A 25897-nucleotide genomic window follows, 5' to 3' on the forward strand; every position below is an offset into this window, starting at 1 on the left:
AGTGAAAATATTAGTTTCCAACGATGATGGTGTTTTTGCCCCGGGTCTGGCGATACTTGCCGAAACTTTGGCGACGATTGCTGACGTTCTGGTGGTCGCCCCGGACCGCAACTGCAGTGGCGCCAGTAATTCACTGACGCTGGATCGTCCGCTGAATGTGACCCGTCACGATAACGGCTTTATCTCCCTGAATGGAACGCCGACGGACTGTGTACACCTGGGCAGCTCCGGTATTTTTGATTTTCAGCCAGATCTGGTGGTGTCCGGTATCAATGCCGGTCCTAATCTGGGAGATGATGTGCTCTATTCCGGTACGGTGGCGGCCGCTATGGAGGGGCGTCATCTGAAGTATCCACCACTGGCTGTGTCATCCGGCAGCTTTAATCCGCACCATCTGGCGGATTCAGCCCAAGTGATATTGCAGCTGGTTAGGGAGATTGAATCTCTGAATGTTGCCTCCCGTACCGTGCTGAATGTGAACATCCCGGACCTGCCGCTGGCTGAACTGGGTGGCGTTCATGTGACCCGGCTGGGGCATCGAGAGATGGCGGAAAAGCCGATCCCAACTGAAGATCCCCGTGGCAATATCCGTTACTGGATCGCTGGTGCGGGAATCGCCGCTGACCGGGATCCTGGCACTGATTTTTTTGCAATCGAGGAAGGATGTGTCTCGATTACCCCAATACATGCAGATATGACCCAGTTCTCCGGGATGGATAACGTGGCGGAGTGGTTGGAGAAAACCCAGTGACTGAAGCTCAGTTACAAGGCATTGGGATGACGTCCCAGCGTACACGTGATCGTCTGATCAATCGGTTGCGGGAGCAGGGCATTGCAGATGAGGCCGTCTTGAATGTGATGCGTGAAATGCCACGTCACATCTTTATTGATGAAGCCTTATCCCATCGCGCCTATGAAGATACAGCTTTGCCTATCGGCTATAACCAGACCATCTCACAGCCCTATATCGTCGCCAAAATGACCGAGCTGCTGCTGGCGGCAGGGCCGCTTGAACGCGTGCTGGAAGTGGGCACCGGGTCCGGTTATCAGACAGCGATACTGGCGAAGCTGGTGGGCCAGCTGTATTCGGTTGAACGTATTCGTCCGTTGCAGGAAAAAGCCCGGCAGCGCCTGCAGTTATTAAAAATTCGGAATGTTCAGCTCAAACACAGTGATGGCGGAATGGGCTGGCCGGAAAAAGCACCCTTTGACGGTATTCTTGCCGCCTGTGCGCCGGAAGAGGTGCCAGAGGAGCTGAAACAGCAGCTCAAAGTGGGTGGGCGGCTGATCATTCCTGTGGGCGGCAGTCGCGGGCAACAGTTGAAACTGGTGGTCAGAGAATCTGAAGATTCGTTTACTACTGAGGTACTTGAGGCCGTTAAGTTTGTGCCTCTGCTCAGTGGTGTGGTTCGTTGATGGAGCATTAATGCACAAGGAAAAGAGTTGGCGGGACTATCTCTGGTTGTCATTCAAGGGAGTACTGATGGGCGCTGCGGACGCTGTACCCGGCGTATCAGGCGGCACCATTGCTTTCGTCAGTGGTATCTATGATGAGTTGATTGACTCCCTCAAACAGATCAGTCCAGCGGCGCTGGCAGTACTACTGAAACGCGGACCGCGTGCCTTCTGGGTCTACATCAATGGCAGTTTTTTGCTGACCCTGCTCAGCGGTATCCTCTTAAGTCTATTTTCGGTCTCTCATCTGGTGGTGTATTGGCTGGAACATGCGCCTCAACTGCTATGGTCATTCTTTTTTGGGCTGGTGCTGGCATCTACCTGGCTGGTTAGCCGTGATATATCTCGTTGGCAGGCTCAGACGCTGGGGATGTTTACAATCGGTGCGTTGCTTGCCTATGTGATCACCACAATGGCCCCGGCGATGCTGGAACCCACTCCGCTCAGTTTGTTCCTTTCTGGCATGATTGCGATCTGTGCCATGATCCTGCCGGGTATTTCCGGCAGCTTTATTTTGTTGTTACTGGGCATGTATGCCCCTGTGATTGGGGCAATCCAGGCACTGAATATTCCTGCACTGAGCCTGTTCGCGGCCGGTTGTGTGCTGGGTTTACTGAGTTTTTCCCATCTGCTGAGCTGGTTATTGCATCATTATCGTGTACCGACATTGGCGTTGTTGTCCGGTTTCTTGTTAGGGTCTTTGAATAAACTCTGGCCCTGGAAGTACACCACGGCCTATACGATTAACCGGCACGGGGAGCAGTTACCGTTGGTGCAACAGAATATGTGGCCGGATGTGTTTCAGTCCACCACCGGGCAGCCAGCTTATCTGGTCTATTGCGTTGGTCTGATGTTGCTGGGTGCTGTGTTGGTGATGTTACTGGTGTGGCTAGACCGCAGACGGAGGGAATAACCTCAATCATGTGTCGTGCCTGGATCGCCTTGTTGGTAGGGGTTGTGCTGACACTTCAGGGTTGCGGCAGCAGTCCTTATGTTCCGGTGACAGATCGCTCCCGATCCACCGCGCCACAGCCGGCGCCGGCATCTTATGTGGTACAGCAGGGCGATACGCTCTATTCGATTGCTTTTCGTTACGGTCTGGATTTTAAAACGCTGGCCCGTATTAACCGTATTGGGGGCAGTTACCAGATCTACCCCGGACAAACGCTTAAATTACGTTCAGGCAGCGCCCGCAGCAGTGGTTCTGGATCGATTGTGCGTGATGCGTCTATCGCTCAGCAGACAACAGCAACACCTTCCCGCACGCAGACAAAACGTTCTGAAAAGAAAACCACTGCTCAATCCACCGTTAAACAACCCTCTGCAACACAAAAAAATAGCTCGCCTTCCGCAGCGTCTGGACCTATCAAGTGGCAATGGCCTGCTTCAGGTGAAGTGATCCAAAACTTCACTACCAGCGGTAAAATCAACAAAGGCATAAATCTTGCCGGTAAAGAGGGTGATCCGGTGCATGCCGCAGCAGCGGGACGTGTTGTGTATGCTGGCAATGGACTTTTGGGGTATGGCAATTTAGTGATCATCGATCACAATCAGCAATATCTAAGTGCGTATGCCCATAACAGTAAAGTTATGGTAAAAGAGAATGATCACGTCAGGGCGGGACAGAAAATTGCGGAATTTGGGCGCACAGGTACCGACCGGGTCATGCTGCATTTTGAGATCAGGCGTGACGGTCAGCCTCTAAATCCCTTGAACTTTCTGCCGAAACGCTAAAGGATGTACCTTGTAGTTCCTCTGGAGTTGGACTGAAGTATGGTTAATCTAGATAAAGACTGTGACACGGATGTGCAGGAAATGGCGCTTGAGACAGATGATCTGGACATGGAAGAGATGCCGGATGATGCCGAAGATTTCGATGACGACGAAGAGGAGCCGGAATTCCTCAATAGTGGTCGCGGACGTGGCAGTATGGCCCATAAGGATCTTATCAACGCCAAACACCTGGATGCCACTCAGCTGTATTTGAATGAGATAGGTTTTTCACCGCTGCTGTCAGCAGAAGAGGAAGTCTATTTCTCTCGTCGGGCACTGAAGGGTGATGAAGCTTCCCGCAAGCGTATGATCGAGAGTAACCTCCGTCTGGTGGTGAAGATCGCGCGGCGCTATATCAACCGCGGCCTGACCCTGCTTGATCTGATCGAAGAGGGTAATCTGGGTCTGATTCGTGCAGTTGAAAAATTCGACCCCGAACGTGGTTTCAGATTCTCAACCTATGCCACCTGGTGGATCCGCCAGACCATAGAGCGGGCGATCATGAACCAGACCCGGACCATTCGCCTGCCTATCCATGTTGTAAAAGAGCTTAACGTATATCTGCGTGCCGCCCGTGAGCTGGCTCAAAAGCTGGATCATGAGCCTTCGCCGGAAGAGATTGCTCAACTGGTGGATAAACCGGTTGAGAATGTGGAGCGCATGTTGGGGCTCAATGAGCGCGTGGGTTCAGTCGATACGCCGATGGGCAAGGATTCCGACAAATCGCTGCTGGATACGATTCCGGATCTTGATTCATCTGATCCTGAAACCCTGCTGCAGGGTTCTAATATCAGCGGTAACCTGAATAAATGGCTCGATATGCTGCCGGAAAAACACGCCGAAGTGTTGTCGCGTCGATTTGGCTTGCGCGGCTATGAGATGAGCACGCTGGAAGAGGTCGGTCAGGAGATTGGCCTTACCCGTGAACGCGTGCGGCAGATTCAGGTGGAGGCGTTGCGTAAGTTGCGTGAGATTGTCGAGAAAAACGGTTTGACCGGAGAAGATCTGCTGCAACAGTGAGTCTTTGATTTTCGGCCGTTCGCCGTTTGATTATCGAACACCATAAAATCGCCTCAGGGCGATTTTTTCGTTATGTGGCCATTAAAACTGTCGCATATGCGGAAGCTGAATACATCTGTTGCCGCATAAGACAAAGTGTTGCACCCTGATACAAAAGTGACGTTTGTTGATCTGATTTATATCCGGCTGATTTAATTGGTCTTTTTGTTGTCTGGTGAAAATTTGATCAATTTGGCATGCTCTATGCTGCAGTTTTTATGTCTGAAAAAAACAATAGAGATCGACGTTATGTCCAGACTAATGACGGTTGCAAAGTTACGTGCTGAAAATCAGCAGTATAAAGATACCCGTGGTGTGAGCCAGCAGAATCGCTCATTGGGATTTCTGCCAGCATTTTGTGATACAGAGACAGGCCGGGTTGAGTTGTCCTGCTTTGCCGCGGGGATTCCTGCCCCCATCCACCTGCTGACCGGAGTGCCCGATGAGTGGGTGGTCGCCCGGCATTTGAGTGGTGAAGTCGCTGCGATTAAGGCGTCTGTGGTCGCAGGTTTCTGGCGCGATGGCAAATTTTTCACTCGTGAACAGGCCGCTGGCGCTTTGGCGTAAACGGCCTGCTTTGCGACTACTGGCACTGTTCTTTGAGCTGGTAGAGTAGCTCCAGTGCCTGTCTTGGGGTCAGGTCATCAACATTCACCTTTTTAATCGTTTTCACTGCTTTATGTTCCGGTTGGGCGAACATATCGTTTTGCACCGGTGGTGGCGGTGCACTTAGCTGGGCACCAATACTCACATCCTGCTCCAGCTGGATCAATTTTGCTTTTGCCTGCTGAACTACGTTCAGAGGAACCCCCGCAAGTTGCGCCACCTGCAGACCGTAACTCTGGCTGGCTGGCCCCTCTTTTACCTCATGCAGAAAAACGATCAGCTCGTTATGCTCTACTGCGGTAAGGTGCACATTAAATACGGTGGCCAACTGGTCTGGCAGTGCCGTCAACTCAAAATAATGGGTGGCAAACAGGGTGAAGGCGCCTGTTTCTCGCGCCAGATGTTCTGCACAGGCCCACGCCAGTGACAGACCGTCAAAGGTGCTGGTGCCGCGGCCAACTTCATCCATTAACACCAGACTACGCTCTGTCGCATTATGCATGATATTCGCGGTTTCGGTCATTTCCACCATAAAGGTTGAACGACCACCGGCCAGATCATCAGATGAACCCATACGGGTAAAGATCCGGTCCACAATGCCTATCTCTGCTGCTGACGCTGGCACATAACTGCCAATATGCGCCAGTAGGGTGATCAGTGCAGCCTGACGCATATAGGTGGATTTACCCCCCATATTGGGACCCGTGATAATCAGCATGCGGCGCTGGTTGTCGAGTTCCAGGTCATTGGCGACAAAGGGTTCGCTCATCACCGCTTCAACCACCGGATGACGTCCCCGCTGAATTTTCAGCATGGGCTCTTCGCTGAGATGTGGGGGTATATAGTCGAGAGTGACGGCTCGCTCTGCCAGATTCTGCAGTACATCAAGCTCAGCAGTTGCGATGGCGGACTCCTGCAGTGCAAGCAGATGTTCTGCCAGGGATTCTAATAATGCGTCATACAACGCTTTTTCTCGGGCCAGTGCCCGGCTTTTGGCGGAAAGGGCTTTGTCTTCAAAGGCTTTTAGTTCGGGCGTGATATAACGCTCGGCATTTTTAAGTGTTTGTCGGCGAATGTAGTCGCCGGGTATTTCTGCATCCTGAGCTTTTCCGATCTCGATGAAATAGCCATGCACTCTGTTGTAACCCACTTTTAGGGTGGCGATGCCTGTGCGGCCGCGCTCTTTGGCTTCAAGCTGAAGCAGGTAGTCGCCGGCGTTTTCACTGATGTTACGCAGCTCATCGAGTTCAGCATCATAACCCTCGGCAATGACACCTCCGTCACGTATCACCACCGGAGGGTTATCGATAATTGCGCGTTGCAGTAATGCTGCCAGTTCCGGAAATTCCGCAATCTGGGTCGTCAGTTCCAGAATCCGTGCAGGTGGGGTTGCAGTCATCAGGTTCTGGAGCTGAGGTAAGACATTTAAGGCATTGCGTAATCTTTCCAGATCACGGGGTCGTGCAGAGCGAAGTGCTACACGGCTGAGGATGCGTTCGGTATCGCCGACTTCACGCAGACATTCAGCAATCGCTTCATAGCGATAGTCCTCCTGCAGCCATTGCAATGATGCCTGGCGCAGCTGCAGTTGGTTGATATTGCGTAAAGGTCTGTGTAACCAGCGGCGCAGTAATCGGCTGCCCATCGGTGTGGCGCAATGATCAATCACTTTTGCCAGGGTATTGTCGGAGCCACCGGATAGGTTCTGGTCAATCTCCAGATTGCGTCGTGTTGCGGCGTCCAGAAGCACACTTTCCTGATGCTGTTCGACCTGTAAACGCTGGATGTGGGGCAGCGTGCCGCGCTGGGTATCACGTGCATATTGCAGCAGACAGCCAGCGGCTTTTACGGCTAGGTCCATATGTTCACAGCCAAATGCCAGCAGACTTTGAACCTGGAATTGCTGGCACAACATTTTGATCGCACTGTCTTTTTCAAAATGCCATGGAGCCTGGGGTCTTAATCCCGCCTGACGCTGAATCAGTGTCTCAATTCCGTTATCTTCTTCAAACAACAGTTCTGCTGGCCGCAGGCGCTCCAGCTCTGCATTAAGGGCACTGGCACCCTGAATTTCCTGAACCGAAAACCGACCTGCACTGATGTCCATACAGGCCAGTCCGAAGCTGTCCTGATGGCGGCACAGTGCAACCAGCAGATTGTCTCGCCGTTCATCCAGAAAGGCTTCGTCACTCAGAGTGCCCGGGGTGATAATTCTGGCCACCGCCCGTTCCACCGGCCCTTTACTGGTGGCGGGATCTCCCACCTGTTCGCAAATGACCACGGACTCGCCGGATTTAACCAGTCGGGCGATATAATTTTCAGCCGCATGATAGGGGATGCCCGCCATGGGGATCGGTTGTCCGCCGGATTTACCACGGGCGGTCAGGGAAATATCCAACAGTCGCGAGGCTTTTTTGGCATCGTCGTAAAACAGCTCATAAAAATCCCCCATCCGATAAAACAGCAGTTGATGAGGATGTTCGGCTTTGATGCGCAGGTATTGCTGCATCATTGGGGTATGCTGAGCGGTGTTTGAAGCGGTATTCACAATAGGATACTGACCTGATGGCGCGCTGATTGGAGTGTAAATTTACCAGCCTCACCCGCCAGACTCAAAGGTTAGGTCTGTTCAACTGGTTGCGCCGGACGCTTACCGTCCCCGTGGCTCATCAGGGTAGGATTTCGCGCATTCATTTAGAAGGTGACCTGTATTCAATTCAATCGCTTTTTGCGTGAAAAAAAACTTTTTTTGGGCTTTGTTTGCGAATCAGTTCCTTGTAATTGTTTTTTATAAAATTTTATGCAAAATGGCTATTTCTTGAGCAGGAAAATTTCCTGACTCAGACTTTTGCATTTGCGTTATTGTGTCTATGCTTAACAGCCATTAGCACACGCTGAAAAATAAACACTACAAACAACTTTTTTTGAATTTGGTATAAACACCGATTCAACCGCTGCTTTACGTTGCAATGATTCCTTCCAGATGACACAGGTCGTTTGAGAAGCAGTACAGGGAAATCATATCTGCAACCTGCCAGTTACCGGGCTTAGGGATTACGGTAATACGCTGAGATGTCGAGCTTAGGCTCAGGAGATTGGGATTTATTCCCAGGCGGTTGAGGGATTAGGAGACATCTCAAATGCGTACACGCGCGAGTAATTTCGGCCGTCAACGTACTCTGTTGCGCACGCAGCGCTTAATGCAGTCACAAGATAATCGCCAGTCAGAGCTGCTGCTTTCATTCTTCCAAAAAAACCGTTCTGGTGCTCACTCCTACCAACTGGAGTCAATGGAGCCAAGGATTCTGTTGTCAGCCGATTTCGGTGCTATCACGGTTGATGATTATCTTAATGGTGGCGACCCTGCGCTGGCGGGTGAATTTACCGTAGCGCTGGATAGTCACTTCGACACCCTCTTTGACGCGCTTGAGGATTTAGAGTCCACGCTTGATCTGGATACCAATCTGGATATTGATCTGCCCGCGTTGCTGAAGAGGGACTTGGAGCTGGGTAGCTTTGAAGATCCCAACGGGGACGGGAATTATTACAATGACCATGAATCAGTCAATCTGGCTGGTTTGATGGGATTTGCTGCTGAAATATCTGCGCTGGATGGTTTTGATCTTGTTGGCGATATTGTAGATGTTAACCTGGCTGAGTTTGACTTCTATGACTTCAACGGTGATGCCGATCTCGATGTTATGGATGTTGTGCAAAGCGCGCTCTATGCTGAATTTTCCCCGCTGACGGGCGGCGCTAACTTTTCCGATATCGTATCTGGCCTTGATGGATTCAGTACGTCATTTGGTGATTTTACGGTCACCATGAACGCTGATAATTTGCTGGTTACACCCGGAACTGTGAATGGTGACGGTGAAGGTGACTACGATGTGACCTTCAATTTCGGTTTTTCACTCTATAAAACGCATACCTTCTACTTTGACCTGGGTCGCAGTGCTGATCTGCTGGGTATCTCTTATGGTACCCAGGGTGGTGAAATTTTTGGTGCTGATGCTATTCAGGATGGTGGGATGCCGACGGTGGATATCACCACCCAATATGCATTCGGCACCACCATTGGTGTCAATCTGGATGTTCAGCTGGTGGATCATGATGGTGATGGCGCTGATGCAGATCCAACCCCTGAGCATCTGATTGTAGAGGACCAGAATACATTCCTGACCGGTGAGACCACCTTCTCTACAGGCGTCGTGGCAGACTCAACTCTGGCGGCCTTTGATCTGAGAATTGGTTTTCTGGATCTCACCAGTGAGGCGACTTCAACTTACGAACTCTCAGCAGAGCATGTCGCAACTCTTGAAGATACAGATGATGGCAAGATTACATCAGCAGAACTGTCTGGAACTGAGTTCTCTACTGATAATGACCTCACTACCCACACGAATGAAGGCGAACTTGATGTAGAACTGGACATTACCGTCGATTCCATAGGTGTCAGTTCATTTGATGATGCCTTCGCCGGGTTAGGTGCCAAAATTCATCTGAGTGGCGACCCGTTTGCAGATTTTATGCAGGCCGGTGATGGTGGTGACCCAAGAACCTCGCCAATTATCAGTCTCGAAAATTTTGACTTGATTACCCCGTTCATCAATATGACCGGGGATTCTTTCATTAATATTCTTGAACAGTTACGCAGTTATCTCACCGCACTCGAAACTGATGCGGATTTGATGGGATATGACTTGCCATTCCTTTCTGAGACATCGCTGCTGGATGCGCTTGATTTCACCACTTCCCTTGATGCTCTGATTAACGACTTACAGTATGTGACCACCAAGGCTGGGTCCGAGGTGGAACTACCTAACTTTGCATCGGTGCAAGAGTTGGCAGAGCTTCTGGATGACAGCTTAGCCGGAACACTGGCCTCACTGTTGCCAACCTATGGCGCTGATCAGATCTTGTCGTTTAGCCTGGCCTTCACAAATACGGTTGTACTTGATCCGACACTGGATGGCGCGGATAGCGACTTTGATTTTAATTTTAATCTTGGGCCGATCGCTGATATCAATGCGTCCGGCAGTTTCGCCGGCTCTTCTGAGTTGTCTCTGGATTTTATCCTTGGCATAGATCTCTCTACCCCAACAGAGGTGGCAATAACCTCTACCCAGGCACTGTTTGCGCTTTACAGTAACTACAACAGTGCGGGTTCCAATCTGATTAACAGCAATGGTCAACTGTCAGGCGATGCTAAATTCCGGCTGAATGTGGCCGGTAAAGATCCCATATTCGTAACGGTTGCTGCCTCTGATACTGCAGGCAATACGTCTATTGATGACCTGAGAGATGATGTTCAGGATGCGATTGATGCAGCGTACGGTGGTGGCGACATTCAGGTTCTGGTTGACCCGGATACTGGCCGGCTGGTGATTACTGTTTCCGCTACAACGGTCAATATCAGTGATGAAGATTCCAGTTACGATATCGATGGAGTACTACCCACTCAGATCACTATTCAACAATTGTCTGATGATGCAGCGGGTGATGCCGGTTTTGAGGAACTTGGTTTCTTCGATGGGCAGATGGCAACATCATCACCACTGCCGGGCAACGGTATTCTGAGTGCTGATGCCAGTTTTACTGTGGTGTTAGATGGTGTTGATACCCTGATTACGGTGTTGAAGGCCGATACGCTTGATAATACCAGCACCACTGAATTGATCTCTGATATTCAGGAGGCTGTGAATGCCGCCCTTGGAGAAGGGGTGGCCAGTGTTCAGCCAACTGAGACCAGCACTGGATTGGGATTCAGGTTAGTAGCCAATCCAGAATTGGCTTCTTCATTACAAATCGATGCTGTGAATGATGTGGCACTGAAAGAACTGGGGCTGCGTGATGCTTTAAGCGGTGCGTTGCTGTCGATCGCCAGTGATTCAGAAGTCATGAAAGATGCCGGGGTTTATTACGATGGTCAGCTTTCCGATGATGCGCATTTCACGATTGAAGCGCGCAATGGCGCCGGTGTTGTCAGTACCTATGATGTGACGGTAGCAGCTGATGCGAGTAATGCATCCCTGTTGGATTTGGTGGACGATATCAACGCTGCCATCCCGACATCTGATGTTGTCGCCGGTGTTGAAAATGGCCGTCTGGTTCTGATTGCTGTAAATGCGGCTGATGTTGTTTCCATTCGTATCACCAATGTTGATGAAACGGATGTAGCCTTTACTGAGCTGGGCCTTGAAACCGATATGGCCGCGAGTGTCCGCGGTGACAGCGTCGCCTTCCTTCAGGATGCCAGTTTTGGAGCAACAATTGGCCTGGCTGCTAATGGCAGTGCCAGTTTGAATGCGGGCTTCCTTGGTTTGGATGCATCTTTGTCTGGCAGTATGTCTGCAGAACTTGAAGGTAGCTTTGTAACCTCAGAATTGTCGGGTCGTGATGTTACACGTATTGGCGATCTGCTTGCCTCCACGGCCAACCTGTCTGATCTGGTCGACCTGTCACTGACAGGTGATGCTGACCTGAGTTTTTCAGGGCTATCCATTAGTGGGGCCGGCGGTGTACTCAGTGATATGCAATCTTATCTGGATACCCTGACGGATACGGAAATTCAGATTGGCATTGATGATATTTTTGCCCTTCGTGATCAAGGCTTTAGTTTTCAATCTCAGATTGATGGCTCTCCGCTTGGCGGAAATCTGAGCGATCCAACTGTGATCGTTAATCTCCTTAATTTTGGCGAGCTGCAGTACTTCAGTGAATTCAATTTTGGTGATGTGCTCAATGTCTTTGATGATGCTCTGGGCTTCCTCGAACAGCTGGTTGAAATAGATTTCCTTGGAGAATCGCTGCCCTTTGTCGGTCTGAATCTGGCCGCTACACTGGATTTTGTCGGCGGTCTGGCGGATGTCATTCAGGAGATGATCAGTTCAGAAGCCATCAATATTCAGGAGCTGGTCGGTGTTCTGAATGATGCAATCGCTCAGGTTGCAGGCAGCATTGATCTTACCTACGAGGTCAACAGCCCCGGTTTACTGGGTTTTGATATCGATTTCAGCCGTGCTGCGGATGTGTTCCTACCGGTGAATATTGATCTGGGCGAACTTGGTATCCCCGATATCGCCAATCTGGTTGGTAACGCAAATATAGGTGCCAGCTTTGCGGCTGATCTGGGACTGTCTTTCGGGGTGGATGTCAGCAGTATTGGGTCCAGTAATCTCGTATACATTTTTCCGGATGAAACAGGCATCTCTCTTTCAGGCGGTGGCTTTGCCGAAGATGTGAGTTTCCTGGCCAGTATTGGTCCTCTGGCAGCAGCCATTCAGGGCGGTTCACTGGATCTGGATCTTGACCTCGATATTGCGCTGCCGGGTTTTGCAGATGGTTACGCCAATAAGTTTGACCTGACGGTTGGCAATGTCGCTGATTTGCTCAGTGACATCCTTGCTGCCCCCGGTGATCTGTTTGATCTGAACTTCAACTTCGATGCGGTATTACCGGTCTTTGCGCAACTGGGAGGCTCGTCTCAATTCCTCGGTAATCTGGATTTTGTAGCAACCCTCACCAATCTGCTGGACGGTTTGCAATTCCCGGAAATCTCATTACCTAACTTTGGGCTGATCGATTTCAGCGATATAGGTCTGTTGGATACCATCCAGATCTTTGTCGAAGGTTTTGATCTGGTACTCGGAACCATTGGCGATTTGTTCTCCGGCGAGCTCTTCGGTCTTGATGGAATCAGTGATATTCCATTCCTTGGGGAGGCGCTGGATGCTGCAGATGATTTTATTGAAGATATTCGCAGCGCGGTTATCCAGCCATTACTTGAACTGATTGATGGCACACCAGCTTTTCTGGCTGATGTGTTTGAGCAACTGCAAGACCTTATTTTCAATGCATTTAATCCACTGGACTTCCTACCGGATGCGATTGCGAATGCCGATGACATTATCTTTGAATTCTTTAATGAATCAGGCGATCTGATCGGTACCCTTACCGATGCGTTTGTCGGCCTGGGCGAAGCGGCAGGTAACACGCTTGCTGAAGCACTCGAACTGGCCCATGGCTTTGAGTTAGCACTCGACTTGGGTGGTGAGTACTCCTACAACTTTGGCGAAGTTGACCTTGGTCTGCCGGTTCTCAATCTGGGACTGGATGTAGATGGCGGATTTGATGCGGCCTTTGCCTGGTCGCTGTTTATGGGATTGGGTGTCAATCTCAATGATGGTTTCTACTTTAAGCTCAAAGAGGGTGGCGCTGAAGAGATTTCGTTGGATCTCAGCCTGTCCCTGCCGGATTCTCTTACTGCAAACCTGGGCTTCCTGGCCGCTTCTGTTACGAATAATAACGCGGGAGACTATAAGGACTTCTTCGCGCATTTTGCGGCTGATCTGGATAATGGTCTGGAAGATAAACTGACCTTTGGCGATCTGCCAAGCGCAGAGTTGAGTCTGGATTTTGCAGCACGGGCAGACTTAGATCTGGATTTTGATCTGGGCTTCTCAGATGACATTGATCTTGGCGCAGGGTTGGGTGCGCTTGGTTCCCTGTTCCCAAGTTTGGGAGCAGGTATCGAGCTGGAATGGGGCTTCGGTAATCAGGACGCATTTGATCATCTTGCTGAGTTTGCTACAGCCCTTCCTGAAAATGTCTTGGTCATCATTGACGACATTACACTAAACGTCGGTTCCTTCCTGTCAGATGTATTATCGCCGGTTATTGATGTTATTCAGACCATTGTGGGTCCTTTCCAGCCCCTCATCGATGTACTGACCGCGCCAATTCCGGTGATTTCCGACCTTGCGGGTGAAGACATTTCCCTGCTGGATATTGCGGCTAAGTTTGGTTACCTGAATCAGGGCCTCGTTGATGCACTGACATTTATCAGCGATCTATATGATGCCATCGGAGGGCTGACCCTCTCCGACTCGGGGCTGGAAGTTGATATTGGCAGTCTGTTGGGAATCGACTCGCTGGTACTCGGTGGTGACGGTGGCGTCGACCTGACAGATGCCAGTGTGGCTTCCCAGATACAGAATCCTACAGAAGGCTTCCTGACTGTATTGGGCAGTCTTGGCAGCCAGTTTGGTGAATTAGGCACTTTGCTGGATGGTGTAGGTGGCATTGTTTCAGATGTCATTGGTGCCGCTGATTTGGGTGGCATGGATTCGAGTCACCTGACCGGTAATGGCTTGATATTCCCATTCCTTGAAGATCCTACCCAAATTATTGGTCTGTTGTTTGGCCGTGATATGACCCTCATTACTTTGGATCTGGCACCGCTGGAATTTGGTTTTGAGTACAAACAGTTCTTCAGCATCTGGGGGCCAATCGGCGTATCTCTTGGCGGCGGTATCAACTTCCTCGCCGATTTTGATTTCGGCTACGACACCCTGGGTATCCGCACCTTTGCTGAAAACGACTTCAGTAATCCATTAGATCTGTTTGAAGGCTTCTTTATTTACGATGATAGTCCTGCATTGCCGGGCGTCGATACCCCTGAGCTGGTGCTGTCAGGTGAGATCACTGCTGCACTGGCCATCAATATTGGTATAGCTGAAGCAGGTGTTGGTGGGGGTATTTTTGCCACAGCAACGGCTGATCTGAATGATCCGAATGATGATTTTAAAATGCGTCCTTCGGAAATTTTCTCCTACATATACGACACAACATCCGGGGAGATTACCTGGGATACGATCATCTGTATTTTTGACTACACCGTTGAAATTACAGCTGAATTGTTTGTGTATGTAGAGGCACTGTGGGGGCTGTTTGAGAAGTCGTGGACTTTTGGCTCAGCAGACCTGCTAACACTTGAATACAGCTGTGATCCGCCGGGCATCCTCGCTACTGATTTGGGTGACGGCACCCTGCGTCTGAATATGGGTGAGTACGCATCTGAGCGTATTCACGGCACCACTGATGACGTCGATGAGCAGTTTACTGTTTATCTGGATGGCAATAATGTCATGGTATCCGCGGTGATTGATGGTGTCAGTTATGGACCGCAGAACTACGGCAGTAAAGATAAATACGACCATATTCTGGGTCATGCGGGCCTGGGAAATGACAGTATTGATTTGTCGGGTATGACCGCGGGTTCTTATCTCACATCGGACCTCACAGGTGGCCAGGGTGACGATATTATCATCGGTGGCGCAGGTAAGGATGTCATCTACGGCGACAGTGGTTTGGATCAACTGCTGGGCGGCGATAATGACGACTACATCGATGGTGGAGCGGGTGCAGACAAAATTGATGGCGGCGCTGGTCAGGATATCATTCATGGTCGTTTAGATGACGATATCATCCTGGGTGGTAGCGGCGCCGATATTATCTTCGGTGAGGAAGGTGATGACATCATCAGTGCTGGTGCTGGCGATGACCGCGTCTGGGGCGGTGTCGGAATCGACTGGATAGCCGGTGGTGCTGATGATGATATTTTGCAAGGCGAGCTTGGCGATGACCTGATCTGGGGTGATTTTGATTTCGATATTGACAGCGACTTTGTCGTAGCGATGACGGGTATGCTGCCTGATCTTATTAACGGTTCTAACACCGGTAATGACTGGATCAGTGGTGGTGGCGGTTCCGACAGTATCTCCGGTGATAAAGGTGATGATCTAATTTGGGGTGATTCAGGCTTCGCTGTTGCTGTCGATGGAATGACCGTTCTCACTGCGGCTGGCCAGCCTGTTCTGGCCTCTGCTCCATTCAATACTTCAGGCCATGACGTGATCTCCGGTGGTGCCGGTAATGACACGATTTATGGTGAAGATGGTAATGATGTTATACGCGGTGACCTGGATGATGATCTGACCAACCCGGATGATCGTTTTGAGGCCGGACTGGGCTCTGCTACCGGGGACGATATTCTGTTTGGTGGCCGTGGAGCTGATTCCATTTTCGGTAACGGCGGCAATGACGAAATATACGGCGGAGCGAACGGGGACTTCCTGTTTGGTAATGACGGTAACGATACCATCGAGGGCGCTGCGGGCCGGGATGTTATCTTCGGGGATGACGGGGAAGTGGAAATCTTCGAAGCCGGTGATGCTATTCTGCCTTCAGGTGTATATGCCTCCTCAACCTTTGACCCCAAACGTCTTGCAACCAAAAATGCCGCTACCTCCAGCGGTAATGACATCATCGACGGGGGTGTTGATGATGACTTTATCTTCGGCGGTGACGGTCTGGACACCATCGGTGGTGACGATGGTGCCGATCTGATCTTTGGTGACAACGGCCAAGCGCTGTTTGAATTCCACAGCAGTATTGGTATCTCTCTCTTTACCTTTGCTGCATCAACAGATCATGCCTATGGCGATGACGACATTATTTATGGTGATTTAGGTAAAGACATCATCATCGGTGGTGCTGGCAACGATCAGATCTTTGGCGATCGTGATGGTGATAGCCAGAGTGACGACATTATCGCGGGTGATCACGTTGAACTGACCCGTGAACTGGTAGTGGCTGATCTGAATGCGACTCTGGCGACGCTGACAGCGACTGATGCCAACGAAACCTATGCCGGTAATGATCTGATTGATGCCGGTGGTGGTGACGATATTATCTTTGCCGGCCCCGGTGATGATCAGGCAACCGGTGGCGATGGCGCTGATGTCATCGTTGGCGATAACGGGGAGCTGGCGTTCAATGTGGCGAGCGGTATTGATGGTGGCGATGACGACATCTATACCCTTGATTTTGTGCGTACCACAGCATTTTCTCTCACAGGTGATGACTGGCTGTCCGGTGGCGCAGCCGAAGACATCATTATCGGTGGTGGAGGTGAAGATAACCTCTATGGCGATGACATCTTTACCCTGAATCTGGGTGGTGATCCAACCGATATTTCTGGTATTTCTGATGATTCGGCTGGCGCCGATATTCTGATCGGCGACCAGGGTGAAGTGATTCTGACTTTGGGTTTGAAACGCGAAGTCCGCTCAACCGACACTGATAACCTGGATGGCGATAACGACAACATCTTCGGTAACCAGCATGATGATGTACTGATTGGTGGGGTAAACGGTAACCCTTCACCCGACTATCTCTATGGTAATGACGGCGATGACATCATCCTCGGTGACGAAGGTGAAGTGATCTACACCGCGGATTACACTGACGAACCGGTACGTGTCCGTATCGAAACCACTGACTTTAATCTGGGCCATGACGACTACATCTTCGGTAATGGTGGTAATGACCTGGTGTTCGGTGGCACAGGTGCTGATGTCGTTCAGGGTGATAACGACGCTACCGCGGCAGAACCTGTAGAGGTTGCGCCCGGCCATGATGTGCTCTTTGGTGATCAGGGTCAGGTTAATTACACCAACGGCCTGATTGATACCATTGTGGGTACAGATACCGCAGCGATTGATGGCGGCGATGACCATATTCAGGGCGATGACGGTAATGACGTGATTGTCGGTGGTGTTGGTGCTGATCGTCTGGTGGGTGACTCCGAAACGCTGGCTGGTGTATCTGGACTGGGTGAATACGATGATGTGATTCTCGGTGATGTGGGTACTGTGTATTACAACGGCCCAGGTACTGATGATGCGGATCCTTTAACCATCGACGAAGTACGCACCACGAAGTTTGCCCTTGGGGATGACGATACCATCCTCGGTGGTGCAGGTTCAGATGTTGTGATGGGTGGTACAGGAAATGACACCATCATTGGTGACAATCTGGATACCTTTACTGGTGATGTACCAAACGGCGATTACGAGACTCTGCAGACCAATCCGGGTGATGACATCCTGCTGGGCGACCAGGGCTTTGCGACCTGGGCGAATGAAGAACGTGTTGAGATTTCAAGCGCTGATATACAGGAAGCCGACGGTGGCTCTGACTACATTCAGGGTAATGACGGTGCGGATATCATCATTGGTGGTGTTGCCGGTGATCGCCTGATTGGTGAGGCTGAGACTCTGGCATTGGCAGGCAGTACTGGCAGTTTCGACGACATCATTCTCGGTGATGAAGGGCGAGTGCTCTATACCCTGGATCTCTCCAATAATGCGGTTCTGGATTGTGTTGAAACTGATGTGAACGGTGCTTCTGCCGATGCGAGTGCCGTGCTGGGTGGTGATGACATTATACTGGCAGGTGCTGGCGCAGATACTGCGTTAGGCGGCAGCGGTGCTGATACCATTATCGGGGATAATTTGTCCGATAATCCTGGCGACCTCAGTGAGGTGTATTCAGTAGTTCAAACTAATTTTGGCCGCGATACACTCATCGGTGACCAAGGTAAACTGGATTACGAAACCGGCCTGCTGGCCTCTGTAACCACAACAGATACAGTGGATGCCGATGGCGGCGTTGACTTTATCGCAGGTAATGATGATGCCGATATTATCCTGGGTGGTGTCGCAGGCGACACCTTGTATGGTGAAGCTGAAAATACATCCCGGGTTGAAGGCTCAGCCGCTTCATACGATGACATCATTCTGGGTGACGAAGGTACCCTGGAATATAACGGCCTGGATGCGGACTATAACACACTGGATCTAATCGCTACCCACTCGCCTGCCTTGGGTGGAGCAGATACCATTTTTGCCAATCGTGGTAATGACCGTGTCTTCGGTGGTGCTGCCGGTGATGAAATCCATGGTGACGTTTACTACAACGGCGGTACATGGCAAGCCACTGATGGCAATCTGGTCGAAGGCATGCAGGACTGGCTGGTCGGTGACAATGGCTCCTTTAGCTACACCAACGGCATGCCGCTGGTGCTGACCTCTACTGATACCGCTGTTGGTGGTGACGATACCATTCATGGGGATAACGACAACGATGCCATCATCGGTGGTATCGGGGGTGACACCCTGTACGGTGAAACCCAACTGGACAGCCTGAACCTGATGCCGGGTGAAGCCGGTGATGACACCCTGTTGGGTGACAATGCTCGCTTTGACTGGGCGCTGGCTGAGGACAGTGTAGAAGGTCGTGCGGAACTCGGTACCTTTGCGCTGGACCCAAGCCAAACCACACTGGATCGCATTATGACCATTGCGCCGACAGATGGTGGCAATGATGTGATGTTTGGTAACGGTGGCGACGACCTGATGATGGGTGGTACCGGTGCTGACCTGATGTGGGGCGACAGTGGCGATGGCGTTACTGAAGCCGGTGATTTTGGCGGCGGTGCAGGTGTTGATGGTGCCGATGGTAAAGACCTGCTCTTTGGGGATCACGGCAAGGTGTATCCGTCTATCGCGGCCACTAACCCGGACTTCGTAAACAATGACTTCTTCGCGATCGATACGGCGTTTGCCGATGATGGTGGCGATGATGTGATGTTTGGTAATGGCAACGATGACATTCTGCAGGGTCAGCAGGGCGATGATGTGATCTTTGGCGGCACAGGTGATGACGACCTGATCGGTGGTCATAACGTACTCGACGGTATTGACGAACAAGACGCACTGAGCGCAGCAGATTATGACTTTGCTGACGGACAGGCCCTGTCTGCCTGGAATCCAGCAGATTATGATGACCTGAACGACGTCCTGGATGCCAGTGACGGCAATGATGTGGTTGCCGGTGATAATGCCATTATCATTCGCCAGAGTGGAGATGCGTTCACTAGCCCACGCTTCCGCTTTGTCGGTGAATCGGGCCTGATGTACACCCTGAATCAGGTGGATGTAGGTGCCGAAATTGGTGCCACCATGCTGGTGGATGAATCCTTCTCCGCCAACGTCACAGCCGATTCACAGGATAATCCTGACCACGATGCAGGCAGGGATATCACTCTGCTGAACCATTCCGCTGAAATTGAGGCCGCTGCAGTTGCTTCGCCTTCTACTCCGCATGTGTTTGGTAATGATGTGATTGCTGGTGGTGCGGATGATGATGAGCTGTTCGGCCAGCTGGGCGACGACATCATGCAGGGTGATGGTTATGTCGAGCTGGATACAGCGCTGGGCGCCTACAACCCCAACTTTGATCAGAATCCTTCCTATGCGCTGGGTGTACAGGCAGTGAAAACTGACCTGTTAGCAACCAATCTGGGCTTCTATCTGGTAGAAGATGCCGTGAATGACGGTGACGACTACATGGAAGGCAACGGCGGTAATGACCGCATGTATGGCGGCCTGGGTCAGGATGACATGATCGGCGGCAGCTCTAACCTCTTTGGTCTGGATGGCGCGGCCAACCTGCGACCTGATGGTGCTGACCTGATGTACGGTGCTTCTGGCCTGCCAGACCGACTTGAACGTAACGCGGATTCGGATGGTCACCGTCTGGACGCCGATGTAATGCTGGGTGACAACGGCAATATCTACCGCTTGGTAGATGCTGACGGTTACCTTAGCTTCAACTACGACAACTATGACAGCGAAGGCACGCCAGAACTGCGTCCACGCGCTGTAGACCTGCTGGATTATGGTTATGAAGTGGGGTACGACCTGGCTACTGGCCAATTCACGCTGGATGTGAAAGCTGACACTGTGGGTCAGGGTGACCTGATGTTCGGTGAAGACGGTGATGACATCATGCGCGGTATGAAGGGCGATGATGTGCTCTTTGGTAATGCCGGTGATGATGATATTTACGGTGAGCAGGGTAACGACTGGATCTCTGGCGGTACCGGCATAGACGGTATTCTGGGTGATGATGGTCTGCTCTACACCAGCCGCAACACTGAACAGGCCAACAAAACCGATACCTCTCTGGCTGAGCCGCTTTATGGTATCGCCAAACTGGCAGAAACTGATCAGGAAATCGCGACTCCGGGCAACCTGCAGCGTGCAACGATTCATGCTGATGATGAACTGAAACTCACTGCAGATCTGATTGGATTCCGTACCTCAACGGATGCCTCTGTCCAGCAGTTTAACGACATCATCTTTGGTGGTTTGGGTACTGACTGGATTCATGCCGGTGATGGTGATGATGCGGTATCCGGTGCTGAAGCGCTGGGCTACTACTACTCTGCTGAGGGTGCATCTGACTTCAGTGAAGTTAGCGACCTTCTCAAACTGCAACAGCAAGCACCTAGCGAAGGTAGCGATGATGTGCAGGATGACCCATTCTGGTACAGCTTCGCACCTTATAACCCGGGCGACATCTTGCGCTTTGAGGGCAACGGCAAACCCGATGAATTTGCCATGTACGACGAGTACCTGCCACGCGAACAGATCTGGGTAGACACCACCACTGGAGAACGTGTTGCGCTGGCCGAACTGGATGGTGCCAGTGTAGTTGAGTTCCTGCTCAACTTTGATGCCTCTGAAGGTGATCTAGAAACAGCCTTCCCGGATCCGGATGGTCTGGTAATCCTGCACAACGATGGTGATGACCGCATCTTCGGCGATCTCGGCAACGACTGGATTGTGGGTGGTACCGGCCGTGACAATATGTACGGTGGCCGAGGCTCTGATCTGATCAATATGGATGATGATCACTCCACTAATGATGGCGCTAACGACGAACCCGATGCTTACCAGGCATACGCTGATATCGTTTATGCCGGTGCTGGCCGAGATGTGATGATTCTCAATACCGGCGCAGATCGCTCTATTGACTGGGTGGGTGAGTACAACAGCTACATTGTGCCATTCAGTCCATTTGGTGCATTCCATATCAGCCGTAGCCTGCAACCGCATCTACAGGACTTCCTGTATGACCTGTCTGAAGCGGATGGTGCTGACCAGACTACCCCGGATGGCGGTCTGTATGTTGAGCACAAAGATGCCGATGTACGCACTGATGATCCTGATCCACTGCGTAACTTCGAGCCGTTTGGTGAGCTGGGCATGGTGCTGCAGAGTGATTATGACTGGAATGACCAGACCGGCGCACCAGCAGATCCGCAACCGGGCAACCTGCAGGGTCCGCGTGAAATTATGCGTCGTGAACTCTTTGCCGGTGAATATGACAAGCCGGGCGGTGGTGGCGCTAATAACACACTTGCCTTTACCTCATTGTCGGGCAGCTGGACTGTTGAGTCGGGTAGCTATGATGTAAGCCCGACTGCACTGGGCGAAGAGGCAATCTCACTCTTCTATCTGGATGAAATGCAGCCAAATTACATGGAAATTCTGGCCAGCATGACACTGGAAAAAGATAAAGCGGGTTGGAAGTCCAACGGCTATATCATCTTTGATTATCAGGATGAATTTAACTTCAAGTTTGCGGGGATTGACGCTGGTACCGATAAAATTCAGATCGGACACCGCACAGTCGATGGTTGGGTTATAGATACACAGTCAAATCTGCAACTACGCGATGGCCGTGAATACAGTCTGACTCTGGCCATGCATGGCACAGTGGCCACCATCTATGTGAATGGTGGCAATGCACTGAGTTTCAACTTCAGTGATCCAATCAACGATGGTTATCTGGGCCTGGCAACTGACGGTGCCAAAACCAGCTTCGACGATTGGCAGATTCAGAAGTTGCCACCAGTGATCACGTTTGAATTCCTGAATGAATTTGATGCTGGCAGTGACATGCTGACCCTGCAGGGTGACTGGGCTACAAGCGGTGGCCTGTTGATAGGTGAGGCCGGTGCACTGGCAACCACGCAGATTGATGTACAGGCATTCTCTCGCCTTGAGTTGGAGACTCTGCTGCAAGGTGGCACGGGTGGTTTGGTCTTCGATTATTACAGCGACACCCAGTACAAGTTTGTCACTTTCGATGGCGACACAGGTGAGCTGGTAATTGGCCATGTGACCGATAAAGGTACCTATGTTGATGCCACTGCGAATGTCAGCCTGAAGGGTAACAAAGACGGCGAACACACTTTAACTCTGACCATGCTGGGTGGGGGTGTGAGTGTGTTGGTTGATGATGTCGCAGTTGTCGGTCATGTCTATAACAGTCTGTTAAATGACGGTCAGGTGGGCGTGTTGGTAACCGAGGATTCTGTCAACTTTGAGAACTTTACTGTACGTGGTGACGATCCGGCTTACCTGGATTCCGCCGAACTATTGGTTGCCAATAAACCGGCAACAGATCCTGTGGGTGCTGATGTTATCCTGACCGAGGAGCAGTTGTTAGGCATTATCCACGCCGGTGCTGACCGGTGGGCGCAGCTTCTGGGTGTTGATCCGTCTGAGCTGGCTCTTTCCCCTGATGATTTCATTATCACTGATCTGCCGGGCCAGACACTGGGTATGGCGCTGCCGGATGGGCGTATTCTGATAGATGCAACTGCAGCGGGCTATGGCTGGTTTGTCGATGAAACGCCGGATGAAGACAGTGAGTTCACCGGTGGTGATGTCATCGATGGCATGGACTTGCTGACTGCAGTGATGCATGAAATGGGTCACGTTCTGAATGCTGAAGGTCATTCCTCTGACAGTGGAGCACTGATGTCAGAGACCCTGGCTGAAGGTGAGCGGCATGCGGAAATGAGTGATGATACACAGCCGCATCAGGATAGCTCCAGTGATGAGTCTCTGTTTGACTTTGTCCTTGATGTGAGCGGCGCTGAACCCGGTTATGGTGCTTCGAATATGGCGCAGGGACTTATTGACTGGAGTGCAACTCAGTCAGATAGCAACCGTGCTGCCAGTGTAAAAGTCAGCTCTGAAAACGCCAGACAGAGACAGAATTTCCCTGAGTTTCTGTTTGATTTGATTCATATGGATAGCGCAGTAGATACCCTTGATGGGCTCAGCCAGTTAGGCAATAAACGCTCCTGAGAACTGCTTTGTTTCGCTGCCGGAAATATCGGCAGCGAAACATGGAGTGTTGTGGAATATCAGCTATAGTTAACTGGATTTTGCAATAGCAGTATCACGCAATTTTGGACGCATCATTAAGATAAGGAATGTAACCATGACAACCCCTGACCAGCAGAAAATTAATCAGGCCAGCAACGCTAAACGCACTACACCCAAAGTTACCTGGGATGACTCTCAGATGCAGAGCAGCTACGCAAATGTTGTGAACGCTGTAAGTAGTCGCGAAGAATTTACCCTCTTTTTTGGTACCAATCAGACCTGGAACGCCACTGATAAAGAACTGGCTGTTCACCTTTCAAATCGCATCATGCTGAACCCGCATGCAGCAAAACGATTGCTGACACTTTTGGCTGCGGTAATGGCAGAACATGAAAAACGTTACGGTCCGGTTAACATCGAGCCCACTGCCGTCAAAAAACCAGAACCTACGGCAATGAATAACTGATCAATATTGCCATGTAGTTCCGGGATCGCCCGGTTATGACATCGAGTAATTTAAGCTATCTGGATAATTTCGTCTGGCACCAACTAGCCAATGCTGAAGGCGATAGCGAGTTTTTTTCAAGCTGGCTGCGCCTTCAGGTTGATATGGTGGGCAACGTCAGTCACGGCGTGATTGTCTATTCTCCCTCTGATGAAGAGCGCTTCAGGCCTGTGGCTGTCTGGCCGCAGGGACAGGCGATAGACGCGCGTCTGATGAAAATGGCCGAGCAGGCCTTAAGCCGGAAACAGGGCCTGATTCAGGGCCTCAAACAAGCTGATCAGTCAGGCAGCACTCAGCATGCCATTGCCTTCCCCATTATGTCAGGTCAGCGTGTGGCAGGCGTCGTTGCAATTTCTGTTCAGGATATGAATGACCGTCAGTTGCAACTGAGTCTGCGGCAGTTGCAATGGGGTTCCGCCTGGATCGAAAGTTATCTGCTGAAGGAAGAATCCTCCAGTCTGCAAAAGTTAGTCGAGACCTCTACTGATGTTCTGGAACTTACGGCGGTTGCTGTTGATTTCACAACGTTTTCCGCCGCTTCGAGTGCCGCATTGACTGAGCTGGCATCCCGCCTTAAGTGTGACCGTGTATCACTTGCATTGATTAATCACCACAAACTACAGGTGGTTGGGATATCGCATACTGTCAATTTTTCCAGGCGCATGAACTTGGTTAGAGCGCTGGAATATGCAGCTGAAGAAGCTATCGATCAGGAACAGGTACTTATCTATCCAGCGCCAGAAGATACACCCGTGGTGCTACGAGAGCATATATCGCTTTGTCGCTTGCACGGCTCAGGTGGCACGGTCCTGACAGTTCCACTGTCCATGGCGGGGAAGATATATGGCGCGATTATCTTCGAGTTTTCTCCAACGGTAACAGTTGATGAACATCTGCTGGATCTGTGCCACGCCACAGGCGGGTTGCTGGGGCCTATTTTGCGAGAAAAGTGGCTTAATGATCGGGGCTTGCCGGCTAAGGTGGTTACCTCGGCAAAAACTCAGATGGGACGGTTCTGGGGTGAGGGGTATCTGGGCAGAAAACTGCTGCTGGTTAGCTTGCTGCTAGTCTGTGCATTTTTTTATTTTGCAACAGGGACTTTTCGTATATCCAGCACCGCTGTGCTTGAGGGACAGGTGCAGCGTGTTGCCGCGGCCCCGTTTGATGGTTTTATTGCTGACGCGCCGGTGCGTGCCGGAGATCGGGTTGCAGAAGGTGAGTTGTTGGCCAGGCTGGATGATCGGGATCTGCAACTGGAAAAACACGCCTGGTTAAGCCGTGTCCGGCAATATGAGCGTGAATTGCAACGGGCGATGGCCGAAGGAGATCGGGCGCAGGTTGCGGTAATTAAGGCGCAAACTGAGGAGGCCAGTGCACAGTTGGGCCTTATCAATCAGAAACTGGATAGAACAGCGATCAGAGCGCCTTTTGATGCTGTTGTGATTTCCGGGGATTTGAGTCAATCACTGGGTGCATCTGTCCGCATCGGTGATCCGCTATTCCAGTTAACGCCGTTGGAAGGGTACCGTCTGAATATCAAAGTGGATGAACGAGATATTGCTTACGTGCGTGAAGGTGAGTCTGCGCAGTTAGTCTTGACCTCTTTGCCTAACGTTAAATTTCCGGTGACTGTGCAGAGAATTACCCCCGTGACGATGGCAGAAGAGGGCGGTAATTTCTTTCGGGTGGAAGCCTCACTGGATGAGGCCAACCCCCTGCTGCGGCCAGGAATGGAAGGGCTTGTGAAAATTCAGGTGGAAGAGCGTCGTCTGATCTGGATCTGGACTCGTAATCTACTCGCTTGGATGCGGCTGCAGATCTGGAAATGGATGCCATAGGGTGA

The 25897-nt window shown here is 51.1% G+C and carries 10 protein-coding genes; 9 read left to right on the plus strand and 1 reads right to left on the minus strand.

Annotated features, from left to right (window positions below):
- Position 1 precedes the first annotated feature (1 nt).
- The 6 genes from surE to P2G53_RS06970 all read left to right on the plus strand — a co-directional run bounded on the left by surE (position 2) and on the right by P2G53_RS06970 (position 4854).
- The gene (gene surE, locus P2G53_RS06945) at positions 2-751 is read left to right on the plus strand and encodes a 5'/3'-nucleotidase SurE (protein WP_275815617.1); all 750 of its coding nucleotides are present in this window, start codon (positions 2-4) and stop codon (positions 749-751) included.
- A 26-nt stretch (positions 752-777) separates the two neighbouring features.
- Positions 778-1416 (plus strand): protein-L-isoaspartate(D-aspartate) O-methyltransferase, encoded by a 639-nt coding sequence (locus P2G53_RS06950; protein WP_275815894.1) that lies wholly within the window; start codon positions 778-780, stop codon positions 1414-1416.
- Between the two features lie 10 nt (positions 1417-1426).
- On the plus strand, positions 1427-2368 hold the full coding sequence (locus P2G53_RS06955) for a DUF368 domain-containing protein (protein WP_275815619.1): 942 nt from the start codon (positions 1427-1429) through the stop codon (positions 2366-2368).
- Between the two features lie 8 nt (positions 2369-2376).
- Positions 2377-3189 carry a peptidoglycan DD-metalloendopeptidase family protein gene (locus P2G53_RS06960; protein WP_275815621.1) on the plus strand — a complete coding sequence of 271 codons (813 nt, stop codon included), beginning with the start codon at positions 2377-2379 and terminating at the stop codon, positions 3187-3189.
- A gap of 39 nt (positions 3190-3228) precedes the next feature.
- Positions 3229-4248 carry an RNA polymerase sigma factor RpoS gene (gene rpoS, locus P2G53_RS06965; RefSeq protein WP_275815623.1) on the plus strand — a complete coding sequence of 340 codons (1020 nt, stop codon included), beginning with the start codon at positions 3229-3231 and terminating at the stop codon, positions 4246-4248.
- Positions 4249-4536: 288 nt separating this feature from the next.
- A complete protein-coding gene (locus P2G53_RS06970) occupies positions 4537-4854 on the plus strand; it encodes a hypothetical protein (RefSeq protein WP_275815625.1) in 318 nt (105 codons plus the stop codon).
- 16 nt (positions 4855-4870) lie between these two features.
- Here P2G53_RS06970 and mutS read toward each other — a convergent pair whose 3' ends face one another.
- Complete coding sequence (mutS, locus tag P2G53_RS06975) at positions 4871-7405, minus strand: DNA mismatch repair protein MutS (protein WP_275815896.1); 2535 nt, start codon at positions 7403-7405, stop codon at positions 4871-4873.
- Between the two features lie 628 nt (positions 7406-8033).
- Here mutS and P2G53_RS06980 point away from each other — a divergent pair.
- From P2G53_RS06980 to P2G53_RS06990, 3 genes are all read left to right on the plus strand, one after another.
- Positions 8034-23528, plus strand: a complete 15495-nt coding sequence (locus tag P2G53_RS06980) for an LEPR-XLL domain-containing protein (RefSeq protein ID WP_275815627.1) — start codon at positions 8034-8036, stop codon at positions 23526-23528.
- Positions 23529-23664: 136 nt separating this feature from the next.
- Positions 23665-24015 carry a DUF3467 domain-containing protein gene (locus P2G53_RS06985; protein WP_275815628.1) on the plus strand — a complete coding sequence of 117 codons (351 nt, stop codon included), beginning with the start codon at positions 23665-23667 and terminating at the stop codon, positions 24013-24015.
- A 35-nt stretch (positions 24016-24050) separates the two neighbouring features.
- A complete protein-coding gene (locus P2G53_RS06990; protein ID WP_275815629.1) occupies positions 24051-25892 on the plus strand; it encodes an efflux RND transporter periplasmic adaptor subunit in 1842 nt (613 codons plus the stop codon).
- Positions 25893-25897: the final 5 nt, after the last annotated feature.

Source organism: Neptuniibacter sp. CAU 1671, from assembly GCF_029222905.1.
GTDB lineage: Bacteria > Pseudomonadota > Gammaproteobacteria > Pseudomonadales > Balneatricaceae > Neptuniibacter.

What these genes read in the sequence shown, in the direction of transcription:
- P2G53_RS06950 (WP_275815894.1), top strand. Translation starts at nt 778, where the DNA reads ATGACGTCCCAGCGTACACGTGATCGTCTGATCAATCGGTTGCGGGAG.
- P2G53_RS06955 (WP_275815619.1), top strand. Translation starts at nt 1,427, where the DNA reads ATGCACAAGGAAAAGAGTTGGCGGGACTATCTCTGGTTGTCATTCAAG.
- P2G53_RS06960 (WP_275815621.1), top strand. Translation starts at nt 2,377, where the DNA reads ATGTGTCGTGCCTGGATCGCCTTGTTGGTAGGGGTTGTGCTGACACTT.
- rpoS (WP_275815623.1), top strand. Translation starts at nt 3,229, where the DNA reads ATGGTTAATCTAGATAAAGACTGTGACACGGATGTGCAGGAAATGGCG.
- P2G53_RS06970 (WP_275815625.1), top strand. Translation starts at nt 4,537, where the DNA reads ATGTCCAGACTAATGACGGTTGCAAAGTTACGTGCTGAAAATCAGCAG.
- mutS (WP_275815896.1), bottom strand. Translation starts at nt 7,405, where the DNA reads ATGATGCAGCAATACCTGCGCATCAAAGCCGAACATCCTCATCAACTG.
- P2G53_RS06980 (WP_275815627.1), top strand. Translation starts at nt 8,034, where the DNA reads ATGCGTACACGCGCGAGTAATTTCGGCCGTCAACGTACTCTGTTGCGC.
- P2G53_RS06985 (WP_275815628.1), top strand. Translation starts at nt 23,665, where the DNA reads ATGACAACCCCTGACCAGCAGAAAATTAATCAGGCCAGCAACGCTAAA.
- P2G53_RS06990 (WP_275815629.1), top strand. Translation starts at nt 24,051, where the DNA reads ATGACATCGAGTAATTTAAGCTATCTGGATAATTTCGTCTGGCACCAA.